The organism is Bacillus sp. jun7, assembly GCF_051034795.1.
GTDB lineage: Bacteria > Bacillota > Bacilli > Bacillales > Bacillaceae > Bacillus > Bacillus velezensis.
This window is the reverse complement of the sequence record NZ_CP093219.1, coordinates 1,099,628-1,116,558: the sequence shown is the minus strand read 5'-3', so window position 1 is coordinate 1,116,558 and position 16,931 is coordinate 1,099,628. Positions and strand designations below refer to the sequence as shown.

Genomic DNA, 16,931 nt, shown 5'->3' with positions numbered 1-16,931 from the left:
AGGTGGCAGTTATGTTAATTCAGCCGTCTGACGTTGTTTCATATTCAGTTTATGATCAAGTCAAAAACAGGCCGGAGCCGCTTCTTATACAGGACATTCTGGAGGCGGAGGCGGAAGCGGCCAGAATGGCGGGGCATTCGTTCACTGACCCTGTTTACTCACCGCTTCCCGAAAAGATTAAGCTTGCGTTATTAAAGCTTTCTCAATATTTTGCGCTGATCAACCAGAATGAAGCAGCCGCTTCCGCCTATCAATCTGAAAAGATAGGCGACTACTCGTATACGGTGGCAGGTGAAGGCGGAATCAGAAAACCGGCGGTGCGCCATCTGCTCTGTGAATATATCGCGCCGGGTTATTCCCCGGTTTCTGCACACGCAAAGGTGAGGCCTTTATGAGCTACGAACGGCTGCTCACTGACAGATGCGATATTTATCATGAGACGGTGTCAGTTCCGAAGGCCGGACGCTTCGGGATTCCCGCCGAAAAGCTCCAGCCTGTCTTTTCTTATCCGGAAGTGCCCGATGCTGAAGACGTGCCGTGTCTGTTTGTTGAAAAACAGCAGCAGCTTATTCAGCTTGAGCCTGATCATAAGGTATATCAGCGGTTTCTCGTTCATTTTCCGAAAGAGGCCGTTGTGCGTGTCAATGACAAAATCATTTGGGAAGGCCAGGCGTATATTCTGGAAATGCCGAAGAAAGCAAGACAGCACCATTGGGAGGTTATCGCTGTGAGAGATGACAGACTATGAACATAAAAAACCTTGAACAATGGAGTCGGTCGCTGCAAAAGGCATCATCCGGAGAATTTGCCCGTCAGGCAGGCGAATGGCTGGAACAGTCAGGAGAGGATTTTCTCGACTTGGTACGGGAGGAGCTTATTCATTCGGGCGGGATTGATACAGAAAGCCTGCTGTCTTCTTTCCGAAAAGGAGCGCAGAATCACGTATGGATCATTGAAAACGGGGGACTGACCCTTGAAATCGGCACCAATGTAGAGTATGCCTCATTCATAAATGACGGACATTGGACCGTCTCAGATGAAAATGTCAGATGGGTGCCCGGGTATTTTCAAGGCTCCCGGTTCATCTATGATCCGTCAGCTTCAACGGGAATGGCGCTCAAAAAACAGTGGATCAGCGGAAATGGGTTTTGGGACAAAGCCCTTCTTTTGTATGAAACACTCTTCGCCGAATCGCTGGATAAGCGTTTCAATCAGTGGCTTAACACGTTGGGGGGAGATATCGGATGAATCGCGAAACCGGTTCAATCGCCGCTTTTTTGTATCAGCAATGCGGCGTGCCCGTATATGAAAATGAACTGCCTGAACAATTTCAGGTGCCGTCACTTTACATCCCGCCCCCGTACGCTTTTGACGAGAATGACACAGTCTCCACCTTTAAGAAGACATACAGTCTGAATGTGAAGCTGTTCCATGCCGACTCGGTGCAGGCGCTCTATGCAGCCGACCGGATCGCCGATGCGGTGAGAGAATCAAGACAGCTGATTCCGCTGCTTACGGAATCAGGGGAGGATACCGGTGATTTCGTCCGCATCAGCCGTATCGAAACAAGAGTCGGAGACAAAGGCGAGGCAGTGATCACCATCCGCTGGACGAGCCGCTACTACTATCAGAAACAAACATCTCCCGCACTGCGGGATGTGGACATTAACAGCGGGGTGAAAGAAAAGTGAAACAATATAAAAAGAAAAACGCCGCAACTGCGGAACGAGCGGTTCTTTATGACACGGCGGATTTAACAAAGCACGCGAAGGAGCTTTTCGGCGTAAAACCCGAGATTCTCCAGGGGGCTTTATTCGGCGTGAAGCAAAAACAAATGACAAAAGCGCAAGCCAAGTCTTACATTGAAGCATTTTTAACCAAGGAGGTCATGCAATAATGAACGGCGGAACATTTACGCAAGGAAAAGAAAAAGAACGTGCCGGGATCTATTTTAACTTTAAAACAACCGCCCAGGAGCGGGTATCGATCGGTGAACGCGGGATTGTCGCCCTTCCCGTCGCATCCGGCTGGGGGGAAGCGAAAACATTCGTTTCCATTTCAAGCGTTGAAGATTTGAATAAAAAAGTGGGGCTCAGTATTGAAGATCCGTCACTGATTCTGCTTCGTGAGGCGAAAAAGAAAGCAAAAACCGTTTTGATGTACCGTCTGACAGAGGGAATCAGAGCGAGCGCAGATCTTTCGCAAGGTGTTAAAGCAACCGCTTTGTACGGGGGTTCAAAAGGAAATGACATCATCATCCGCATCAGTGAAAATGTCCTTGATCAGACCGCTTTCGATGTGACCACTTACATGGATGAAGCGGAAGTTGACAAACAAACGGTGAAAAAAGCCGAAGAATTAAAAGCAAACGGCTATGTCACATTTACGGGAACGGGCGAACTGTCGGCTTCCATCCCGCTGACAGGCACTGAGGAAGAATCCGGGGAAACGTTAAACCCGCAGGCAGGCATCCGTCTCGCGGGAGGAACTGATAAAGCACCGGTCAACTCAGACTATACGGATTTTTTAGCTGCGGCTGAAACGGAGAATTTCGATGTCATCGCTCTTCCTGTCGCGGAAAACGATCAGCTGAAAGCGACATTTGCCGCATTCATTAAACGCCTTCGCGATGCGCAGGGACAGAAAGTGCAAGGGGTGACTGCCCATTACAGCGGAGATTATGAAGGCATTATCAATGTGACTGAAGGTGTGCTGCTGGAAGACGGAACTGAGATTAAAGCTGAAGATGCGACCGCCTGGGTGGCAGGCGCAAGTGCCAGCGCCGCATTTAATCAATCCTTAACATTCGTTGAATACGAAGGCGCCGTCGATGTGCTGCACCGCCTGACTCATGATGAAGTGATCGAACGTCTTTCCAAAGGTGAATTCCTTTTCTCTTATGATGCCCGTGATAAGTCAGTCAGCGTTGAAAAAGATATCAACTCATTGGTGACATTTACGGCAGAGAAAAACAAAAAGTTCGCGAAAAACAAAATCGTCCGTGTGCTTGATGCGGTGAATAACGATTTGACACGTGAACTGAAAGCCTTAATTAAATCGAAAAAAGGCACGGGCAGCGATCTTCCAGCGACAAACGACGGCCTTCAATTCGTCAAAACGATGATTATTCAATATTTGACAACGCTTCAGGATGCGGGCGGCATCGCAAACTTTGATTCAGACAAAGACATTACAATCGGGCTGAATGAAGACCGCGACGGCTTTTTAATCGATCTCGCCGTACAGCCTGTGGATGCGGCAGAAAAATTCTACTTTAACGTGGAGGTAAACTAAGATGGCATTAAAAGCGCAAAACACGATTTCAGGAAAAGAAGGCCGTTTATTTCTCGACGGAGAAGAGATGGCGCATATTAAAACGTTTGAAGCAAACGTGGAAAAAAACAAATCAGAAGTAAACATCATGGGCCGCCGCATGACGGGACATAAAACAACAGGCGCCAACGGAACGGGCACGGCAACATTCTATAAGGTCACATCCAAATTCGCCGTGCTTATGATGGATTACGTGAAAAAAGGCAGCGACCCGTATTTTACGCTGCAAGCCGTTCTTGACGACAAATCATCAGGCCGCGGAACAGAACGCGTCACCCTGTATGACGTCAACTTTGATTCTGCAAAAATCGCCGGACTGGACGTAGACTCAGAAGCCCTCGAAGAAGAAGTGCCGTTTACCTTCGAAGATTTCGATGTGCCGGAAAAGCTTTCTGAAACGTTTTAATCAGAAACATTATGAGTGAAACAGGCCTTTTACAGGCCTGTTTTTTATAAAAAAAGAGTAAGGGAGTTTTCATCATGAGCGAAAAAAACGAACAAGTATATGATCTGTCATTCTTTATGCCGGGTAAAACAGTCGAGGCTGAGGAGATTCGGGTTCCGCTTTCAAAGCGTTTTGTCGATAAAAAAGGAAACATCGTGCCTTTTATTTTTAAAGCCATTACGACTGAGCGCATTGACGAACTGGAGAAGGAAAGCACGACATATAAAAATGTGAAGGGCAGAGGCCGCGTAAAAGACTTAGACAGCCAGCGCTTCTATGCGCGGATCGCGGTTGAATCTACGATTTACCCTGATTTCCGGTCTAAGGAGCTCCGCGACGCTTACAAAACGGCAGATCCGGTCGAGGTGGCAAAACGCGTTCTCTCAGTCGGCGGTGAGTATGCAAATTGGCTGAATAAAGCGATTGAGATCAACGGTTTTGAAGATGAATTAGAAGATCTGGAGCAAGAAGCAAAAAACTGATAAAAGATGGGAATAAGGAAGCCGTGTATCTCTATTACGCGATGCATGAGCTTCATTATTCTCCATCAGAACTGAAAGAGTTATATGAAGCACCGAGACATTTTAAGGCACTGTTGTACGGTTTAATCGGCTACAAGCTGGACATTCTTGAAAAACAAGCGAAGAAAGGGGGAGCGACATCATGGCAAAGCTGACCGCCCGTTTTGAATTGGAAGATCGGGTTTCAAAGAAAATAAGGAAAATCCAAAATGGCTTCAGAGCGCTTGAGAAATACAGGAAAATGACAAAACGCCAAAGTGAAATTGATATACGCAAAGAGAGTAAATCTGTTTTAAGAACAATTGACCGCATCCAGCGCTCTATGAAAAGAAAGCTGGGCGCACAAACGATCTCTATTTCAGCTGAAGACGGAGCCAGTGCCGTCATTCAAAAGGTGCAAGCCCAATTAGCGGGTCTGCCTGCGTCTTTAACCGTTAAAATAGGAGCAAAAGACAGCGCGACAGCGGCATTTGAGAGGTTGCGGGATCTGGCTGCCGGTTTTAAAGGATTTACCGTTTCACTGTATACGTCAGACGAAGTGACTCCTGCCATGGAACGTATCAAACGCTACATGCAATCTGCGTTAAAGAACGGGTACTCTGTCACTATACGCGTCATAGATCACGTCATGAAAACAGTCGGCCGAATTTCAGCGGGGATTGATTCGCTGACGGGGAAAAACAATGTCATTCAATTATCGTTAAACGAAAAGGTGACAGCACAGCTGTCTGCAATGCAAAAGAATATGCCGGACGTCGGAAACGCTTCTGCATCTGCTGCTCCTGCTTCGCCGAAAAATGATTTTTCAATGCTTGACTCCATTGCAGACACCTTCATGAAAAAAGTCAATGACATCGCATCCAAATTTTATCCGGAAACAATCATAGCGGAACTGGATAAATTCGCTGCAAGCTTTATGAAGAAAGCGGACGAAATCGCAAGCAAATTCAGTCCGGCAACGATATTAGCCGAACTGGACAAGTTCACGACCTCATTCATGGGAAAAGTGGACGAGATTGCAAGCAAATTCAGCCCGCAAACGATATTAGCAGAGCTGGACAAGTTCACGACCTCATTCATGGGGAAAGTGGACGAGATTGCGAGCAAATTCAGCCCGGCAACGATATTAGCCGAACTGGACAAGTTCACGACGTCATTCATGGGAAAAGTGGACGAGATTGCAAGCAAATTCAGCCCGGAGACGATATTAGCAGAGCTCGATAAGTTCACGACGTCATTCATGGGAAAAGTGGACGAGATTGCAAGCAAATTCAGCCCGGAGACGATATTAGCAGAGCTCGATAAGTTCACGACCTCATTCATGGGGAAAGCGGACGAAATCGCAAGCAAATTCAGCCCGGAGACGATATTAGCAGAGCTGGACAAGTTCACGACCTCATTCATGGGGAAAGCGGATGAAATCGCGAGCAAATTCAGCCCGGCAACGATATTAGCAGAGCTGGACAAGTTCACGACGTCATTCATGGGAAAAGTGGACGAGATTGCAAGCAAATTCAGCCCGGAGACGATATTAGCAGAGCTGGATAAGTTCACGACCTCATTCATGGGAAAAGTGGACGAGATTGCGAGCAAATTCAGCCCGGCAACGATATTAGCCGAACTGGACAAGTTCACGACGTCATTCATGGGGAAAGCGGACGAAATCGCAAGCAAATTCAGCCCGGAGACGATATTAGCAGAGCTGGACAAATTCGCTGATTCGTTTATGAAAAAGGTAGACGGGGTCGTGAGTAAATTCAGTCCGGAAGCCATATTGAAAGTACTGGATAAATTCACTGATTCATTTATGAAAAAGGTTGATGACGTTGTCAGCAAATTCAGTCCGGAGACCATATTGAAAGAGCTGGATCATTTTACTGATTCGTTTATGAAGAAAGTCGACGACGTTGTCGGTAAATTCAGTCCTGATAAGCTAATCGACCGCGCCGAACAATTTGTAAATGACACGATTGACCGAATTTCTGAGAAATTCGATTTTCTCAATCCGGATAAGATTCTGGAAAAAGTGGAGCAGTTTACATCATCACTGTTCGGAGGCATTGATAAAAAGTTCGGCAAGTTCAGCCCTGATGCGATCATCGAAAAAGCCGAGGCATTTGTTGATAAAATTGTCAGCAAGATTGCCAAGAAATTTGAGAAATTCAGCCCGGACAAAATCATCGAAAAAGCCGGGGAATTAATAGAAAAAATATTTTCAGGAATCGCTGAAAAATTAGGCAAACTCAATGTCGGCGGATTATTAGGAGGCGGCACGAAAAAAGAAAAGAGTAAGGGGAGCCTTTCTGCCGGCGGCACCAACAGCCCGAAGCGTCCTGATCTGACAAAGGGTCCGCAGCGCACGGGACCATCACCGAAATCTTCAGGAAGGTCAGCCAAAAAAACCGGCGGGGCTTTGGGGTGCTGCTGCTGCTGTACCGGAGTGACGAGAGGTAAAAGCAGTAAAGTCGAAGGGCGGAATAAATCTTCGAAAAGAGGTTCCTCCGTAAAGGAAAGCAAACAGGCATCCGTAAACACGCCGAAAACAAAAGGGGCAGGTAAAGGCATCGGCGCGCTTTTGAAAGGCTTAGGGAATTCAAAGGCGCTGAAAGGCGGTATGAAAGGGTTAAAAGGTGCCGCTAAAGGAATTCCCGGCATAGGTGAATTGTTATCACTTACTGATTTAGCCGGCATCAATAAAGATAATGCAGGAGAGAAGGTCGGCTCAGCAGGCGGCGGTCTTGCAGGAGCCGCGGCCGGAGCGGCAATCGGCAGCGTTGTTCCCGGAGTGGGCACATTAATCGGCGGCGCGGTAGGCGGCATCGCCGGCAGTCTAGGCGGTTCCAGCTTGGGAGAGGCCTTTGATTCAGGGGCTTTGAAAGACACATGGAATGATATTTCCGAAGCGGCGCAAAGTGCTTGGACAACAATACAAGATACTTGGGGAAGCGTTTCATCCTGGTTCATGGAAAATGTATGGACGCCGGTTTCATCGGCTGTCGTCGGAGTGGCGACAAGCATTTGGTCAAATATCGTGAATGCGTGGACAACGATTCAAGGGATTTTCAGCACGGTGTCATCCTGGTTCATGGAGAATGTATGGACGCCGGTTTCAACGGCTGTCGTCGGAGTGGCAACAAGCATCTGGTCAAATATCGTGAATGCGTGGACGACGATTCAAGGTGTCTTCAGCACAGTATCCGGCTGGTTTATGAGCACTGTCTGGGAGCCCGTAAAATCGGCTGTCGTCGGAGTAGCGACGTCCATTTGGAGTAAAATCACAGGAGCTTGGGATAAAATTAAATCTGTTTTCAGTACGGTATCCGGCTGGTTCATGGATATTGTCTGGAACCCGGTGAAAAACATGGTGGAAAAAGTCGGAAAAGGAATATCAGACGCTTTCACGACTGCTTTAGATACGGTAAAGGATATATGGAAAGGGTTAAGCGGCTGGTTTGAGAAACATATAAAAGAACCTCTTGTCAAAGTGGGAACAGCCATATCAGATGCTTTTTCTGCAGCATTCGACTGGGTGAAAAAGATTTGGGATAAAACCGGCGGCAAATTGATTTCAGGCGTAATGGACTTCGTCACAGGCGGCGGAGATAAAAAGAAAAAACCGGACAAAAACGCCACGGGCGGCTACATTACAAAGCCGACCATTTCCTGGATCGGTGAAGCCGGAAAAGAATTTGTCATCCCCGTCGACAACAATCGCGGACGCGGAAAGATGCTGCTTTCACAAGCTGCGTCTAAGCTCGGCATGCGTGTTGTCGATGATATGGGTGCGGCTTCGGCTCAGTCTTCCGCTGTGCCGGCGGGAGCGGGCGGTGTTTCTTCTTCTGCATCTGTATCGGCCGCAGCGTCTGTAGAGGCATCCGGACTTGGCGGGACGGCTTCATCACTCGGCAAACAGTTTACTGAAGGCTTTGACAGCGGAATCAGCAATAAATCGGTGGATATGGACGGCTGGAAGGAGAAAAACATCGGAACGCCGTTCAATGCCCTCATTTCGTCTTCACCCGGTTACGGAAAGCAAGTCGCTGCGGGCTATGCCAAAGGTCAGAATACATCGCCGACGGGCACCGATTCGTTTTTAAAAACAAAGGTGAAAACACCTTATCAATCGGCGGTTAATCAATCGTCATCATGGGGCGCCGCCACAGTGAAAGGTTATTCGGCCGGACAGAATGCAAAAGATACGGGAACGTCGCAATACGTAAGCACACATATCAATAAACCGTTTGTGCAATCAAGAGATTCCGCGAACGGCTGGGGATCAGGCCTGATCGGACACTTCGTATCAGGGATGAATGCGAAGGGAAGCGAAGTCAAACAGGCGGCCAAAGATTTGGCCAAAAAAGTCGAGGACGCATTCAGGGAAGAGCTTGATATTCACTCTCCTTCCCGTGTCATGATGAGTCTCGGACGCTTTGCTTCAGTCGGCGTCGTCAAAGGCCTCAGCTCAGTTGACGTGAAAAAATACGCCGAAAAACAGGCAGGCTCGCTTGCAGCAGCCTTTTCCGGCATGGGTGCAGCGGGAGGAAGCGTCAAAGAATGGCTTTTGGCCGCAATGAAAGCAACCAATACGCCGATCAGCTGGCTTCCGGGATTAATGACGATCGCACAGCATGAGTCAGGCGGCAACCCTAATTCCATTAATCTATGGGACAGCAACGCCAAAGCCGGACACCCGTCACAGGGGCTTATGCAGACGATTCCGAGCACCTTTGAAGATCACAAAGCGCCGGGCATGAATGATATCAGAAATCCAATCCACAACGCCGCTGCCGCTATCGGCTATATTAAAAGCCGATACGGCTCGATCAGCAATGTCCCCGGGATTAAAAGTATGGCTCATGGCGGCCCGTACGTCGGTTATGCCAATGGGGGTCTGATTACCAAGGAGCAGATCGCCCGTGTCGGCGAAGGGAACAAACGGGAGTGGATCATCCCTGAAGAGCGGGGCATCCGCGGCCGTTATCTGCTGCAAAAAGCGGCTCAGGCGCTCGGCATGGAAGTGTCCGATCCGTCCCAGACGGAACCGGCGGCGCTTTCAGCCGGCACGGTATCCGCAGCCGTTAAAGGCGGCGGACAAACCGTTCAAAAAACGGGAACAAAAGAAATTAAAATCGAATTCAGCGGCGATCAGCATTTCCATAACGGACAGGACGCCGACAGCCTCGCCGCCAAAATCAAACAGGCGCTGATTGATGAACTGCAAAAAGACATTTATACCGGAGCAAAGGGGGCCGTTGCTTTTGACTAAATCTGTTTACGAATTTTGGCTGTCTCAGGGGAAGGACAAGCTCCGGCTTCCCGTTCTCCCTGAAGCGATTGATATCGCAAACAGCGTGCAGAATGATTCCGTGAAAGTCACCGGACTTGGAGAGGTGACGTTTATCGAAGAACCTGGAGCGAAAGAAATTTCGTTCTCTTCTTTTTTACCGAAACGGTACAGCCCGATTGCCGAATATCAAAGCATCCCTTCGCCGGAAAAAGCCATTTCAGCCATTGAAACATGGATGAAAGCGAAAAAACCCGTTCAGTTTTTGATTACAGGGACAAAAATCAATGTCACATGCAGTATTGAAAGCTTTAATTACAGCGAAGGTGACAATGAAATCGGCGACCGGAATTTTGATATCGTACTGAAAGAATATAAAACCGCTTCGCCAAGAAAAATCAAACAAAAGAAAAAAACGAAAGCGAAGCGCCCGTCCAAAGCTTCACCCAAAACATATACCGTCAAAAAAGGGGATACGCTTTGGGACATCGCCGGCAGGTTTTACGGAAAACACACAGAGTGGCGGAAAATCTGGAACGCGAATAAAACCGCCATGATTAAGCGCAGCAAACGGAATATCCGGCAGCCGGGGCATTGGATCTTCCCGGGGCAGAAGCTGAAGATACCGCAATGAAACGGGTGAAAAGATGATTGAACTATTTGTCATAAAAGAAACGGAGTGGCTTGAGCTTGTCACAGAAAGCGTAACGCTGGAAGGACACAGATATCAGGCGCCCCGCTCCATCGAAGCGACGATTGTCGTAAAGCAGGGCAGCCAGACGTATTACGGCGTATCAGAAGGGGATACGGTTTTGTTCAAATGGAACGGAAAAGAGCTGTTCCGCGGCATTGTTTTTGCAAGAACGCCCGATGAGCATACCGTCGCCTTCACCGCATACGATATGCTCCAATACCTTGTGAAAAACCAGGACGTTTACGTGTTTTCCAACAAGCGCGCCGATCAAATATTAAAAAGGATCGCCAGCGATTTTCAAATTCCCGTCACATCCATTGCCAACACAGGCCATACCATTAAATCACTCGTTTTTAAAAATGATACAAGCCTTTACGATATGATGCTAAAAGCGTTAAAGCAGACAAAAAGCCAGACGGGGCGCAATTATCAGCTCTATTCAGAAAAAGGCAGGCTCGGCTTGCGTGAATGGCCGGAGCCGTCTGACATATGGGTGCTGGAAACAGGAGTTAATATTACAGGGTATCAATACAGCACCTCAATTGATGACACCGCAACCCGTGTCGTCATGCGGCTGCAAAAAGACAATAAAACGATAAAGGCTTCCGCCTCAGACAGCGCCGGCATGAAAACATTCGGCGTTTTGCAGTATACCGAAACGGTTTCTGACGACATTAACGAAGCCCAGCTGAAACAGCGCGCAAAAGTGAAGCAGGCTGAGAAAAAAGGCATTAAGAAAGAGCTGAAAAATATACAGGCGATCGGTATTCCTGGGTTGGAAAGCGGATTGCCCGTCTATATTTCAATTCCGGAAATCGGGCTGAAGAAAACCTATTATGTAGATACGGACCGCCATGAATTCCAAGGAACAAAACATACCATGACGATTGATGTCACGGAGAAAAATTCACTTCCGGAGGGGACATCCTGATGAGATTAAGTGATGTCATTAAACATTTAGCCGTCGGAGCGGTTGACGCCGAAGCGCCGGTGGAGCTGATGCCGGCCGAAGTGACCTCCGTTTCGCCGCTCGAGCTGAAACTGAAAGATCACGACAAACTTTTGATTCCGTCTGATGCACTCATTGTGCCGAAGCGGCTGAGATCCGGGGGAGAGGATCAGCTCCAGGCGGGAGATCGGGTGATGACCGCCGCTTTAACAGGAGGACAGTCTTTCTTTGTACTGGACAAAATTTAACCGGCATCCGGACGGAGATATACGGGAATATCAGCCTATTAAAGCCGCTTCATCTGCCGAAGAGGGCTTTTTTACATGAACAAATCTAAAAGGAGCGGGTGCAATGGCCCTGACACCGGAAATCGAATTTGAAGATTTGGAGGATGCGAGTGAGGCCGTTGAGACTTCACAAACCTACCGAATTGACTTTGAAAACAATCGGATTACCAATGAACTGATAAACGGACTGGACGCAATCAGACAATTCGTCTATATCGCTCTTCACACAGAACGGTATTCATATTCGGTTTTCAGCCATGATATCGGAAACGAACTTCAGGAAGTGCTTTCAGATCAGAACACGACGGATGCTTATAAAAAAATGGAGATTCCAAGACTGATAGAAGAAGCCTTGCTGTATGATGACCGTATTTTGGCCGTTACCAATTTTGAGATTGAGAAAAAAGATGATGCCTTCATCGTCTCTTTTACCGTTGAAACTGATGAGGGCATGCTTGAGATAGAGGAGGTGCTGGGTGAGGATGTTTGAAGCTCAGACGTTTGACGACATTATGGACAGAATGCTGGCGCGCGTTACGGCGGATATTGATACGAGAGAAGGCAGCGTCATTTACAATGCGCTCGCGCCTGCGGCTGCTGAGCTCGCAAAGTCTTATATTTGGCTGGATACCGTGCTGGAGCTCGTGTTTTCCGATACGGCTCAGGGTGAATTTCTGGACAGGCGTGCTGCTGAGGCGGGAATTGAACGAACACCTGCCACTAAAGCGGTCAGAGCCGGAGAATTCACAGCGGGCATCACCATTCCGCCAGGCTCCCGTTTCTTCGTTGATAACCTGTATTTTCAATATACGGGGGATGGAACGCTTGAATGTGAAACAGCCGGTGAAGCGGGCAATGCCGGCATTTCGGGGCAGAACCTGCTGCCGCTTGATACGATACCCGGGCTTGAGAAAGCAGTCATGCGCGATATATTAATTCCCGGCCGTGAGGAAGAAGATGACAACAGCTTAAGGGCGCGCTATTTTACCCGTGTCCGCCGGGAGGCAGTCAGCGCAAATAAACAGCATTATAAACAATGGGCCGAAGAGGTTGACGGCGTCGGCAGGGCAAAAATCTTCCCGCTTTGGAACGGAGACGGAACAGTGAAAGTTGTCATCACAAATGCGAATTTGGAACCGGCATCAGATATTCTGATCAAAAAAGTAAAGGATTATATTGATCCGGACGAAGGGCAGGGAGAAGGACAGGCGCCGATCGGAGCGGCAGTAACGGTGGAAAGCGCAGTATGGAAGGAAATCGAAATCTCCGCTTCCGTGCTGCCTGAGCTGAACAGCTCGATCGATGACGTAAAAGCGGAGATTGAAAAAGGCGTACTGAATTTATTCAAGAAAATGGCCTTTGAAGAAAACACCGTCCGTTTATCACAAATTAACAACATCGTTTATAACTCGGCATCCGTCAGTGACTACGCCGATATTAAAATGAACGGTGCGGCGGAAAACCTCGTGCTCAGTGACGTGGAAATTCCTAAACTCAAAGAGGTGAAAATCCTTGAGCAGACTCGATGAGATGACGGCGTACCTCCCGCCGTTTTTAACCCGATTAAAAGAGATGGCACAACTGCTTATGGCGGAAGCTCCTGAGTTTGAGCGGCAGAATAACGATATTTTCGATTTGACGGATCAGCTCTTTATCACGACGGCGACATGGGGGCTTGACCGCTGGGAAAAAATATTAAAAATACCGCGGGAATCAGGTGACACGGAGGATATGAGACGGCTCAGGCTGATCTCGAAGATGTCGAATATTCCGCCCATCACACATCAAGCGATCGAGCAGGCGCTAAACCGTTTTTTAAAACATCCGTCAGCTTATGTTCGGATGTTTCCGGGGCAGTATCGTTTTTATGCCGATATCGGGCTTGATGACCTGCAGCACATGAACGAGCTGATTGAAACGCTTGAAAAAATCAAACCCGCTCATTTGGCGTATACACTGAGAGCCGCATTAAACGAAACACTGGAAATCAAAGACCGGGTCATTCTCAACAATCGGAGATACCGAAAAGTCAGTGAACTGAAGGTCGGTTATTCCGTCACACTCAACAATAACGAGGTGGTCTTACCATGATATCAGCCGCTTACAGACAGCGTGCCGCAGCCGATCTGAAAAACAGGATCACAAAAGTGCTGTTAAACGGCAAAGAAACTCCGATTGCGGACATTTCCGTAAAAGATGCCGCAGTCACCGTTCTCACACGCAGGGAAGAAGACGTCAAACACATTGAAACCGTGCAGATGCTTGACGAAACAGGAAGCGTCATTACAGAACGAAAAACAAATTTAGATCTCAGCAATAACAGAACGCTTGATTTAAGATTTACCTTTGAGGTGGTGTAACGATGGCTTACGAAGAAAAAACAGACTGGCTTCCGGACGATCCGATTAATGAAGATGACGTCAACCGCTGGGAAAAAGGCATAAAAGACGCCCACACGGATCTGGCGGCCCATAAAAACGACATGAACAACCCGCACAAAACGACAAAGGCGCAAATCGGCCTCGGAAACGTGGACAATGTCCAGCAGGCAGCAAAGAAAGATTTTGACCGGCACAATCAAGATCTGGACCGGCATGTGACGAAAGAAGAGCGCCAGAAGTGGAATAACGGGCAATTGTCTAAAATCACAAAAGATGATGGCTCCGCTTTTATTAATATCTCTGACGGACAGGATTTTCATCAGACCGCTGCCAGCCAGAATAAGACCTTTACTTTCTCAGCAGCTGCAACCGGAATAAATACCCCGCCTAAACCGTCAGAGGGTATATACCTTTATTCTTCAAAGAATAACGGAGAGGCGGCCGCTTTCTCAGATGACGGGGGATTTTGGAGAAAAACGCTGAAAAACGGCATCTGGACGGAATGGATGCCATTTGAAACAGCTGCCGGAGCACAAGCAAAAGTAAATGAGCATGCCGACAAAACAGATCTTCATGTAACCAAGTCTGACAAAGACAAATGGAATGCAGGGCAGTTATTCAATCTGACTGACAATGACGGGAATGCTAAAACGGTAACGGAAACAAACTTAGACAATATAAAAACGTCCGGCATCTACTATATATCAGTTCAGCATACGGAAAATAAGCCTGCGGAATACGGACAATTAATTGTCATGCAAAGAACCCGCGGAGCATCACCGACTTTTGTCCAAATGTTTATAGACACAGTGGCCGCCGGAAATCCCATATACGTCCGAAGTTTCAGCACTAAAGGCGTATGGTCGGAATGGAGCCAACAAGAAACAGATTCAGGCTCTCAAGCAAAAGTAGACGCTCACGCCAATAAAAAAGATATTCATGTCACACAGGCGGATAAAGATATGTGGAACGGCGCACAGCTTTCGAAAATAACAAACGATAACGGCGGCTATCTTCTGACAATTGGTGATGATGATAACTTTCTTGAAAAAATCGTTAAAAACGGCAGGGCGTTCGGCACCTTTTATTCAACCGGCAAAGCGGCAAACAGTCCGAGCAACGCTTCAACCCGCGGCATGTTTCATTTTACCTCTCTTGACAGTGAGGGGAAAGGAACGTTTGGGTATGTCCTTGCCGTCGATTATAAAAATAATATGTTCACGAACTATTTGGATTTGAACTTGGGCTGGCAGGGCTGGCGTCGCCTCGTTACCGAACTTGATACTGAGAATGTACCTTGGATAAATGTTCCTTATAAAAATGGGGCTAAATCAGGAGACAGGCCGCTTCAATACCGCAAAGTGGGAAACACCCTTCACCTGAACGGACACGTTCTTACGGACAGAGAAGTGGTGTTCGGGAGTGTGCCGTCCTCTTGTGCGCCGGCCAAAGGCGTTGTGACTATGGTTGCAGCCAGCGGCACCACCGGTTACAGCAAATTTATTATCTATTCTAATGGAGATATGAAGCTGACGGGAATTATGGCCAATATAGAAAATAACGTGAACGGCTATTATATTGACCTTGTTTTGGCACTCACGTAAAGGAGCGAGAATATGAAATTAATATTTCCGTATGACAATGACAACATTTATACAGGCACTCCGGTTGAGCTTTATCCGGATTCTGAGACAGGAGATTATATGATGCCGCCTAACGCTGCGGACTTTCCGCCGGAAATAAACGGCGAAGGCATGTGGCGCCCATTTTTTGATGAAGAGAAACATGAATGGGTGGAAACCGCTGACGAAGCATATAAAGAGAGCTTAAAAAAAGATACGGCTCCCGATTCAAACCAGCTTGCGGGCCTCGGCGGACAGCTGGCGAATGAGAAATTGGCCAGAAAAGCAGCCGAACAAGCGCAGCAGTCACTCGGCAGGCAATTAGCGTCTTTAAAACTGGAACTCTTACACGTAAAAGGAGAATGAAAAAATGAAAAAGCTTAACTTTTGGGTTTACGCCTTGTTTTATGAGTGGGCCTCAACAGAAATGGTAAAACAGGCTATGGGCTATGATGACTGCTCTGCCGAAGATCTGGCTGAAGGTGTGGCCGCGAAGTATGTCACACCTGAGGAATTTCAAGAAATAACGGGTGAAACATACGAAGACTATAAAAATGCTGTGTCATAAGCCAGACGGCTTTTTTTATTTGTCATTTTTAATAAATGAGAAAAGGAGGACGGCCGATGAAAAAGCATCCATTTGAATTTCCCGCCGATCAACTTGGCAGGCCCGGCGCTGTAAAAGCTTATCGCGGTAACAAAAACGATTATGTCACACCGGTTGCTGATTTGTCCGGAATGGCAGAGCTTCTTACCAATACGCCGCTAGAAGCGATTGAAGTTTACAGTCAATTCGGACAAGACCGTTTAGGAGCCGTCTTAATAAACAGAGCACAGGGGTGGGCTTATTCGGACCGCAGCGGAACTCTTTTTATCGAAGAGAGCGAGGATAACAATTCGTGGACAGCTTCACATTCTGTCGCAGTAAAAGGCGGAGTGCTGACCGCTTCGGGGTGGGTCTGCCTGACAAAAAGATATTACCGGTTCCGTTTTGAAAATGGAAATCAAAAACAGTCCGAATTTGTTTTATACCAATCTGTCGGTTCGGGCGGTGATATGGCGTTTTCATATACTGACGTGATTTTTCATGAAAATGCAGCAGAGGCGGGCGTGGGAAGCATCTTCTCAGCGGGCGCTTGGAAAAAACTTCTCGTCGAAATCACCGGCACGGCTGAGTCGGGCCATGTCGCGTTTTGGGGGAGATCCATCTCGGGAAAAAATGTGCCGATCAGAGGAATCAGGTCTGATGACGGGACATCAGCCGCCGGTACGTCAGGCACAGAAGAAGTGTGGTCGTTTGATATTGCCGGCTTTAAGGAAATCGTCATGGAAATCAAGAGCATTTCCGGCGGGAGCCTTTCTGTCAAAGGCACGGCATTTTCTTAAGAATGAAGCTTCCGAAGGGAGGTGAGAAC

General features: G+C 47.7%; 21 protein-coding genes. All 21 read left to right on the top strand.

Features of this window, described 5'->3' with window-relative positions:
• Positions 1-11: 11 nt before the first annotated feature.
• Complete coding sequence (gene yqbG / locus MJQ52_RS04825; RefSeq protein WP_094247025.1) at positions 12-395, top strand: protein YqbG; 384 nt, start codon at positions 12-14, stop codon at positions 393-395.
• On the top strand, positions 392-748 hold the full coding sequence (locus tag MJQ52_RS04820; protein ID WP_007610806.1) for a DUF3599 family protein: 357 nt from the start codon (positions 392-394) through the stop codon (positions 746-748). The genes yqbG and MJQ52_RS04820 overlap by 4 nt, the downstream gene beginning before the upstream one ends.
• Positions 745-1,248 (top strand): HK97 gp10 family phage protein, encoded by a 504-nt coding sequence (locus tag MJQ52_RS04815; protein ID WP_069473356.1) that lies wholly within the window; start codon positions 745-747, stop codon positions 1,246-1,248. The genes MJQ52_RS04820 and MJQ52_RS04815 overlap by 4 nt, the downstream gene beginning before the upstream one ends.
• A complete protein-coding gene (locus MJQ52_RS04810; protein ID WP_069473357.1) occupies positions 1,245-1,691 on the top strand; it encodes a phage portal protein in 447 nt (148 codons plus the stop codon). Before MJQ52_RS04815 ends, MJQ52_RS04810 begins: the two co-directional genes overlap by 4 nt.
• A complete protein-coding gene (locus MJQ52_RS04805) occupies positions 1,688-1,897 on the top strand; it encodes a hypothetical protein (protein WP_003154839.1) in 210 nt (69 codons plus the stop codon). The genes MJQ52_RS04810 and MJQ52_RS04805 overlap by 4 nt, the downstream gene beginning before the upstream one ends.
• The gene (locus MJQ52_RS04800; protein WP_044053125.1) at positions 1,897-3,294 is read left to right on the top strand and encodes a phage tail sheath family protein; all 1,398 of its coding nucleotides are present in this window, start codon (positions 1,897-1,899) and stop codon (positions 3,292-3,294) included. Before MJQ52_RS04805 ends, MJQ52_RS04800 begins: the two co-directional genes overlap by 1 nt.
• Position 3,295: 1 nt before the next feature.
• Positions 3,296-3,739 carry a phage tail tube protein gene (locus MJQ52_RS04795; RefSeq protein ID WP_003154837.1) on the top strand — a complete coding sequence of 148 codons (444 nt, stop codon included), beginning with the start codon at positions 3,296-3,298 and terminating at the stop codon, positions 3,737-3,739.
• 74 nt (positions 3,740-3,813) lie between these two features.
• Positions 3,814-4,260 (top strand): phage tail assembly chaperone, encoded by a 447-nt coding sequence (locus MJQ52_RS04790; RefSeq protein ID WP_003154836.1) that lies wholly within the window; start codon positions 3,814-3,816, stop codon positions 4,258-4,260.
• 41 nt (positions 4,261-4,301) lie between these two features.
• Entirely contained in the window at positions 4,302-4,454 is a 153-nt protein-coding gene (locus tag MJQ52_RS04785) for a hypothetical protein (RefSeq protein WP_015239684.1), read from the top strand.
• Positions 4,442-9,565, top strand: a complete 5,124-nt coding sequence (locus tag MJQ52_RS04780; RefSeq protein WP_434181862.1) for a transglycosylase SLT domain-containing protein — start codon at positions 4,442-4,444, stop codon at positions 9,563-9,565. The genes MJQ52_RS04785 and MJQ52_RS04780 overlap by 13 nt, the downstream gene beginning before the upstream one ends.
• Entirely contained in the window at positions 9,558-10,217 is a 660-nt protein-coding gene (locus tag MJQ52_RS04775) for a LysM peptidoglycan-binding domain-containing protein (protein WP_094247023.1), read from the top strand. Before MJQ52_RS04780 ends, MJQ52_RS04775 begins: the two co-directional genes overlap by 8 nt.
• Before the next feature lie 13 nt (positions 10,218-10,230).
• A complete protein-coding gene (locus tag MJQ52_RS04770) occupies positions 10,231-11,208 on the top strand; it encodes an XkdQ/YqbQ family protein (protein ID WP_039251762.1) in 978 nt (325 codons plus the stop codon).
• Positions 11,208-11,474 (top strand): DUF2577 family protein, encoded by a 267-nt coding sequence (locus MJQ52_RS04765; protein WP_094247022.1) that lies wholly within the window; start codon positions 11,208-11,210, stop codon positions 11,472-11,474. Before MJQ52_RS04770 ends, MJQ52_RS04765 begins: the two co-directional genes overlap by 1 nt.
• Positions 11,475-11,577: 103 nt before the next feature.
• Positions 11,578-12,003 (top strand): DUF2634 domain-containing protein, encoded by a 426-nt coding sequence (locus MJQ52_RS04760; RefSeq protein WP_003154825.1) that lies wholly within the window; start codon positions 11,578-11,580, stop codon positions 12,001-12,003.
• A complete protein-coding gene (locus MJQ52_RS04755; RefSeq protein WP_003154824.1) occupies positions 11,996-13,042 on the top strand; it encodes a baseplate J/gp47 family protein in 1,047 nt (348 codons plus the stop codon). The genes MJQ52_RS04760 and MJQ52_RS04755 overlap by 8 nt, the downstream gene beginning before the upstream one ends.
• Positions 13,026-13,604 carry a YmfQ family protein gene (locus MJQ52_RS04750; RefSeq protein WP_003154823.1) on the top strand — a complete coding sequence of 193 codons (579 nt, stop codon included), beginning with the start codon at positions 13,026-13,028 and terminating at the stop codon, positions 13,602-13,604. The genes MJQ52_RS04755 and MJQ52_RS04750 overlap by 17 nt, the downstream gene beginning before the upstream one ends.
• Positions 13,601-13,873 carry a hypothetical protein gene (locus MJQ52_RS04745; protein ID WP_003154822.1) on the top strand — a complete coding sequence of 91 codons (273 nt, stop codon included), beginning with the start codon at positions 13,601-13,603 and terminating at the stop codon, positions 13,871-13,873. The genes MJQ52_RS04750 and MJQ52_RS04745 overlap by 4 nt, the downstream gene beginning before the upstream one ends.
• Positions 13,874-13,875: 2 nt before the next feature.
• Complete coding sequence (locus MJQ52_RS04740) at positions 13,876-15,498, top strand: pyocin knob domain-containing protein (RefSeq protein ID WP_094247021.1); 1,623 nt, start codon at positions 13,876-13,878, stop codon at positions 15,496-15,498.
• A gap of 12 nt (positions 15,499-15,510) precedes the next feature.
• Positions 15,511-15,882: an XkdW family protein gene (locus MJQ52_RS04735; protein WP_070081681.1), complete on the top strand. Its 372-nt coding sequence runs from the start codon at positions 15,511-15,513 to the stop codon at positions 15,880-15,882.
• A 4-nt stretch (positions 15,883-15,886) separates the two neighbouring features.
• Entirely contained in the window at positions 15,887-16,084 is a 198-nt protein-coding gene (locus MJQ52_RS04730) for an XkdX family protein (RefSeq protein WP_071391956.1), read from the top strand.
• A 56-nt stretch (positions 16,085-16,140) separates the two neighbouring features.
• Entirely contained in the window at positions 16,141-16,902 is a 762-nt protein-coding gene (locus MJQ52_RS04725) for a phage portal protein (RefSeq protein WP_094247020.1), read from the top strand.
• Positions 16,903-16,931 lie beyond the last annotated feature (29 nt).

Coding starts and splice junctions, on each gene's coding strand:
- MJQ52_RS04770 (WP_039251762.1), top strand. CDS start 10,231: ATGATTGAACTATTTGTCATAAAAGAAACGGAGTGGCTTGAGCTTGTC.
- MJQ52_RS04760 (WP_003154825.1), top strand. CDS start 11,578: ATGGCCCTGACACCGGAAATCGAATTTGAAGATTTGGAGGATGCGAGT.
- MJQ52_RS04780 (WP_434181862.1), top strand. CDS start 4,442: ATGGCAAAGCTGACCGCCCGTTTTGAATTGGAAGATCGGGTTTCAAAG.
- MJQ52_RS04795 (WP_003154837.1), top strand. CDS start 3,296: ATGGCATTAAAAGCGCAAAACACGATTTCAGGAAAAGAAGGCCGTTTA.
- MJQ52_RS04740 (WP_094247021.1), top strand. CDS start 13,876: ATGGCTTACGAAGAAAAAACAGACTGGCTTCCGGACGATCCGATTAAT.
- MJQ52_RS04735 (WP_070081681.1), top strand. CDS start 15,511: ATGAAATTAATATTTCCGTATGACAATGACAACATTTATACAGGCACT.
- MJQ52_RS04725 (WP_094247020.1), top strand. CDS start 16,141: ATGAAAAAGCATCCATTTGAATTTCCCGCCGATCAACTTGGCAGGCCC.
- MJQ52_RS04790 (WP_003154836.1), top strand. CDS start 3,814: ATGAGCGAAAAAAACGAACAAGTATATGATCTGTCATTCTTTATGCCG.
- MJQ52_RS04785 (WP_015239684.1), top strand. CDS start 4,302: ATGCATGAGCTTCATTATTCTCCATCAGAACTGAAAGAGTTATATGAA.
- MJQ52_RS04745 (WP_003154822.1), top strand. CDS start 13,601: ATGATATCAGCCGCTTACAGACAGCGTGCCGCAGCCGATCTGAAAAAC.
- MJQ52_RS04820 (WP_007610806.1), top strand. CDS start 392: ATGAGCTACGAACGGCTGCTCACTGACAGATGCGATATTTATCATGAG.
- yqbG (WP_094247025.1), top strand. CDS start 12: ATGTTAATTCAGCCGTCTGACGTTGTTTCATATTCAGTTTATGATCAA.
- MJQ52_RS04730 (WP_071391956.1), top strand. CDS start 15,887: ATGAAAAAGCTTAACTTTTGGGTTTACGCCTTGTTTTATGAGTGGGCC.
- MJQ52_RS04815 (WP_069473356.1), top strand. CDS start 745: ATGAACATAAAAAACCTTGAACAATGGAGTCGGTCGCTGCAAAAGGCA.
- MJQ52_RS04800 (WP_044053125.1), top strand. CDS start 1,897: ATGAACGGCGGAACATTTACGCAAGGAAAAGAAAAAGAACGTGCCGGG.
- MJQ52_RS04765 (WP_094247022.1), top strand. CDS start 11,208: ATGAGATTAAGTGATGTCATTAAACATTTAGCCGTCGGAGCGGTTGAC.
- MJQ52_RS04810 (WP_069473357.1), top strand. CDS start 1,245: ATGAATCGCGAAACCGGTTCAATCGCCGCTTTTTTGTATCAGCAATGC.
- MJQ52_RS04755 (WP_003154824.1), top strand. CDS start 11,996: ATGTTTGAAGCTCAGACGTTTGACGACATTATGGACAGAATGCTGGCG.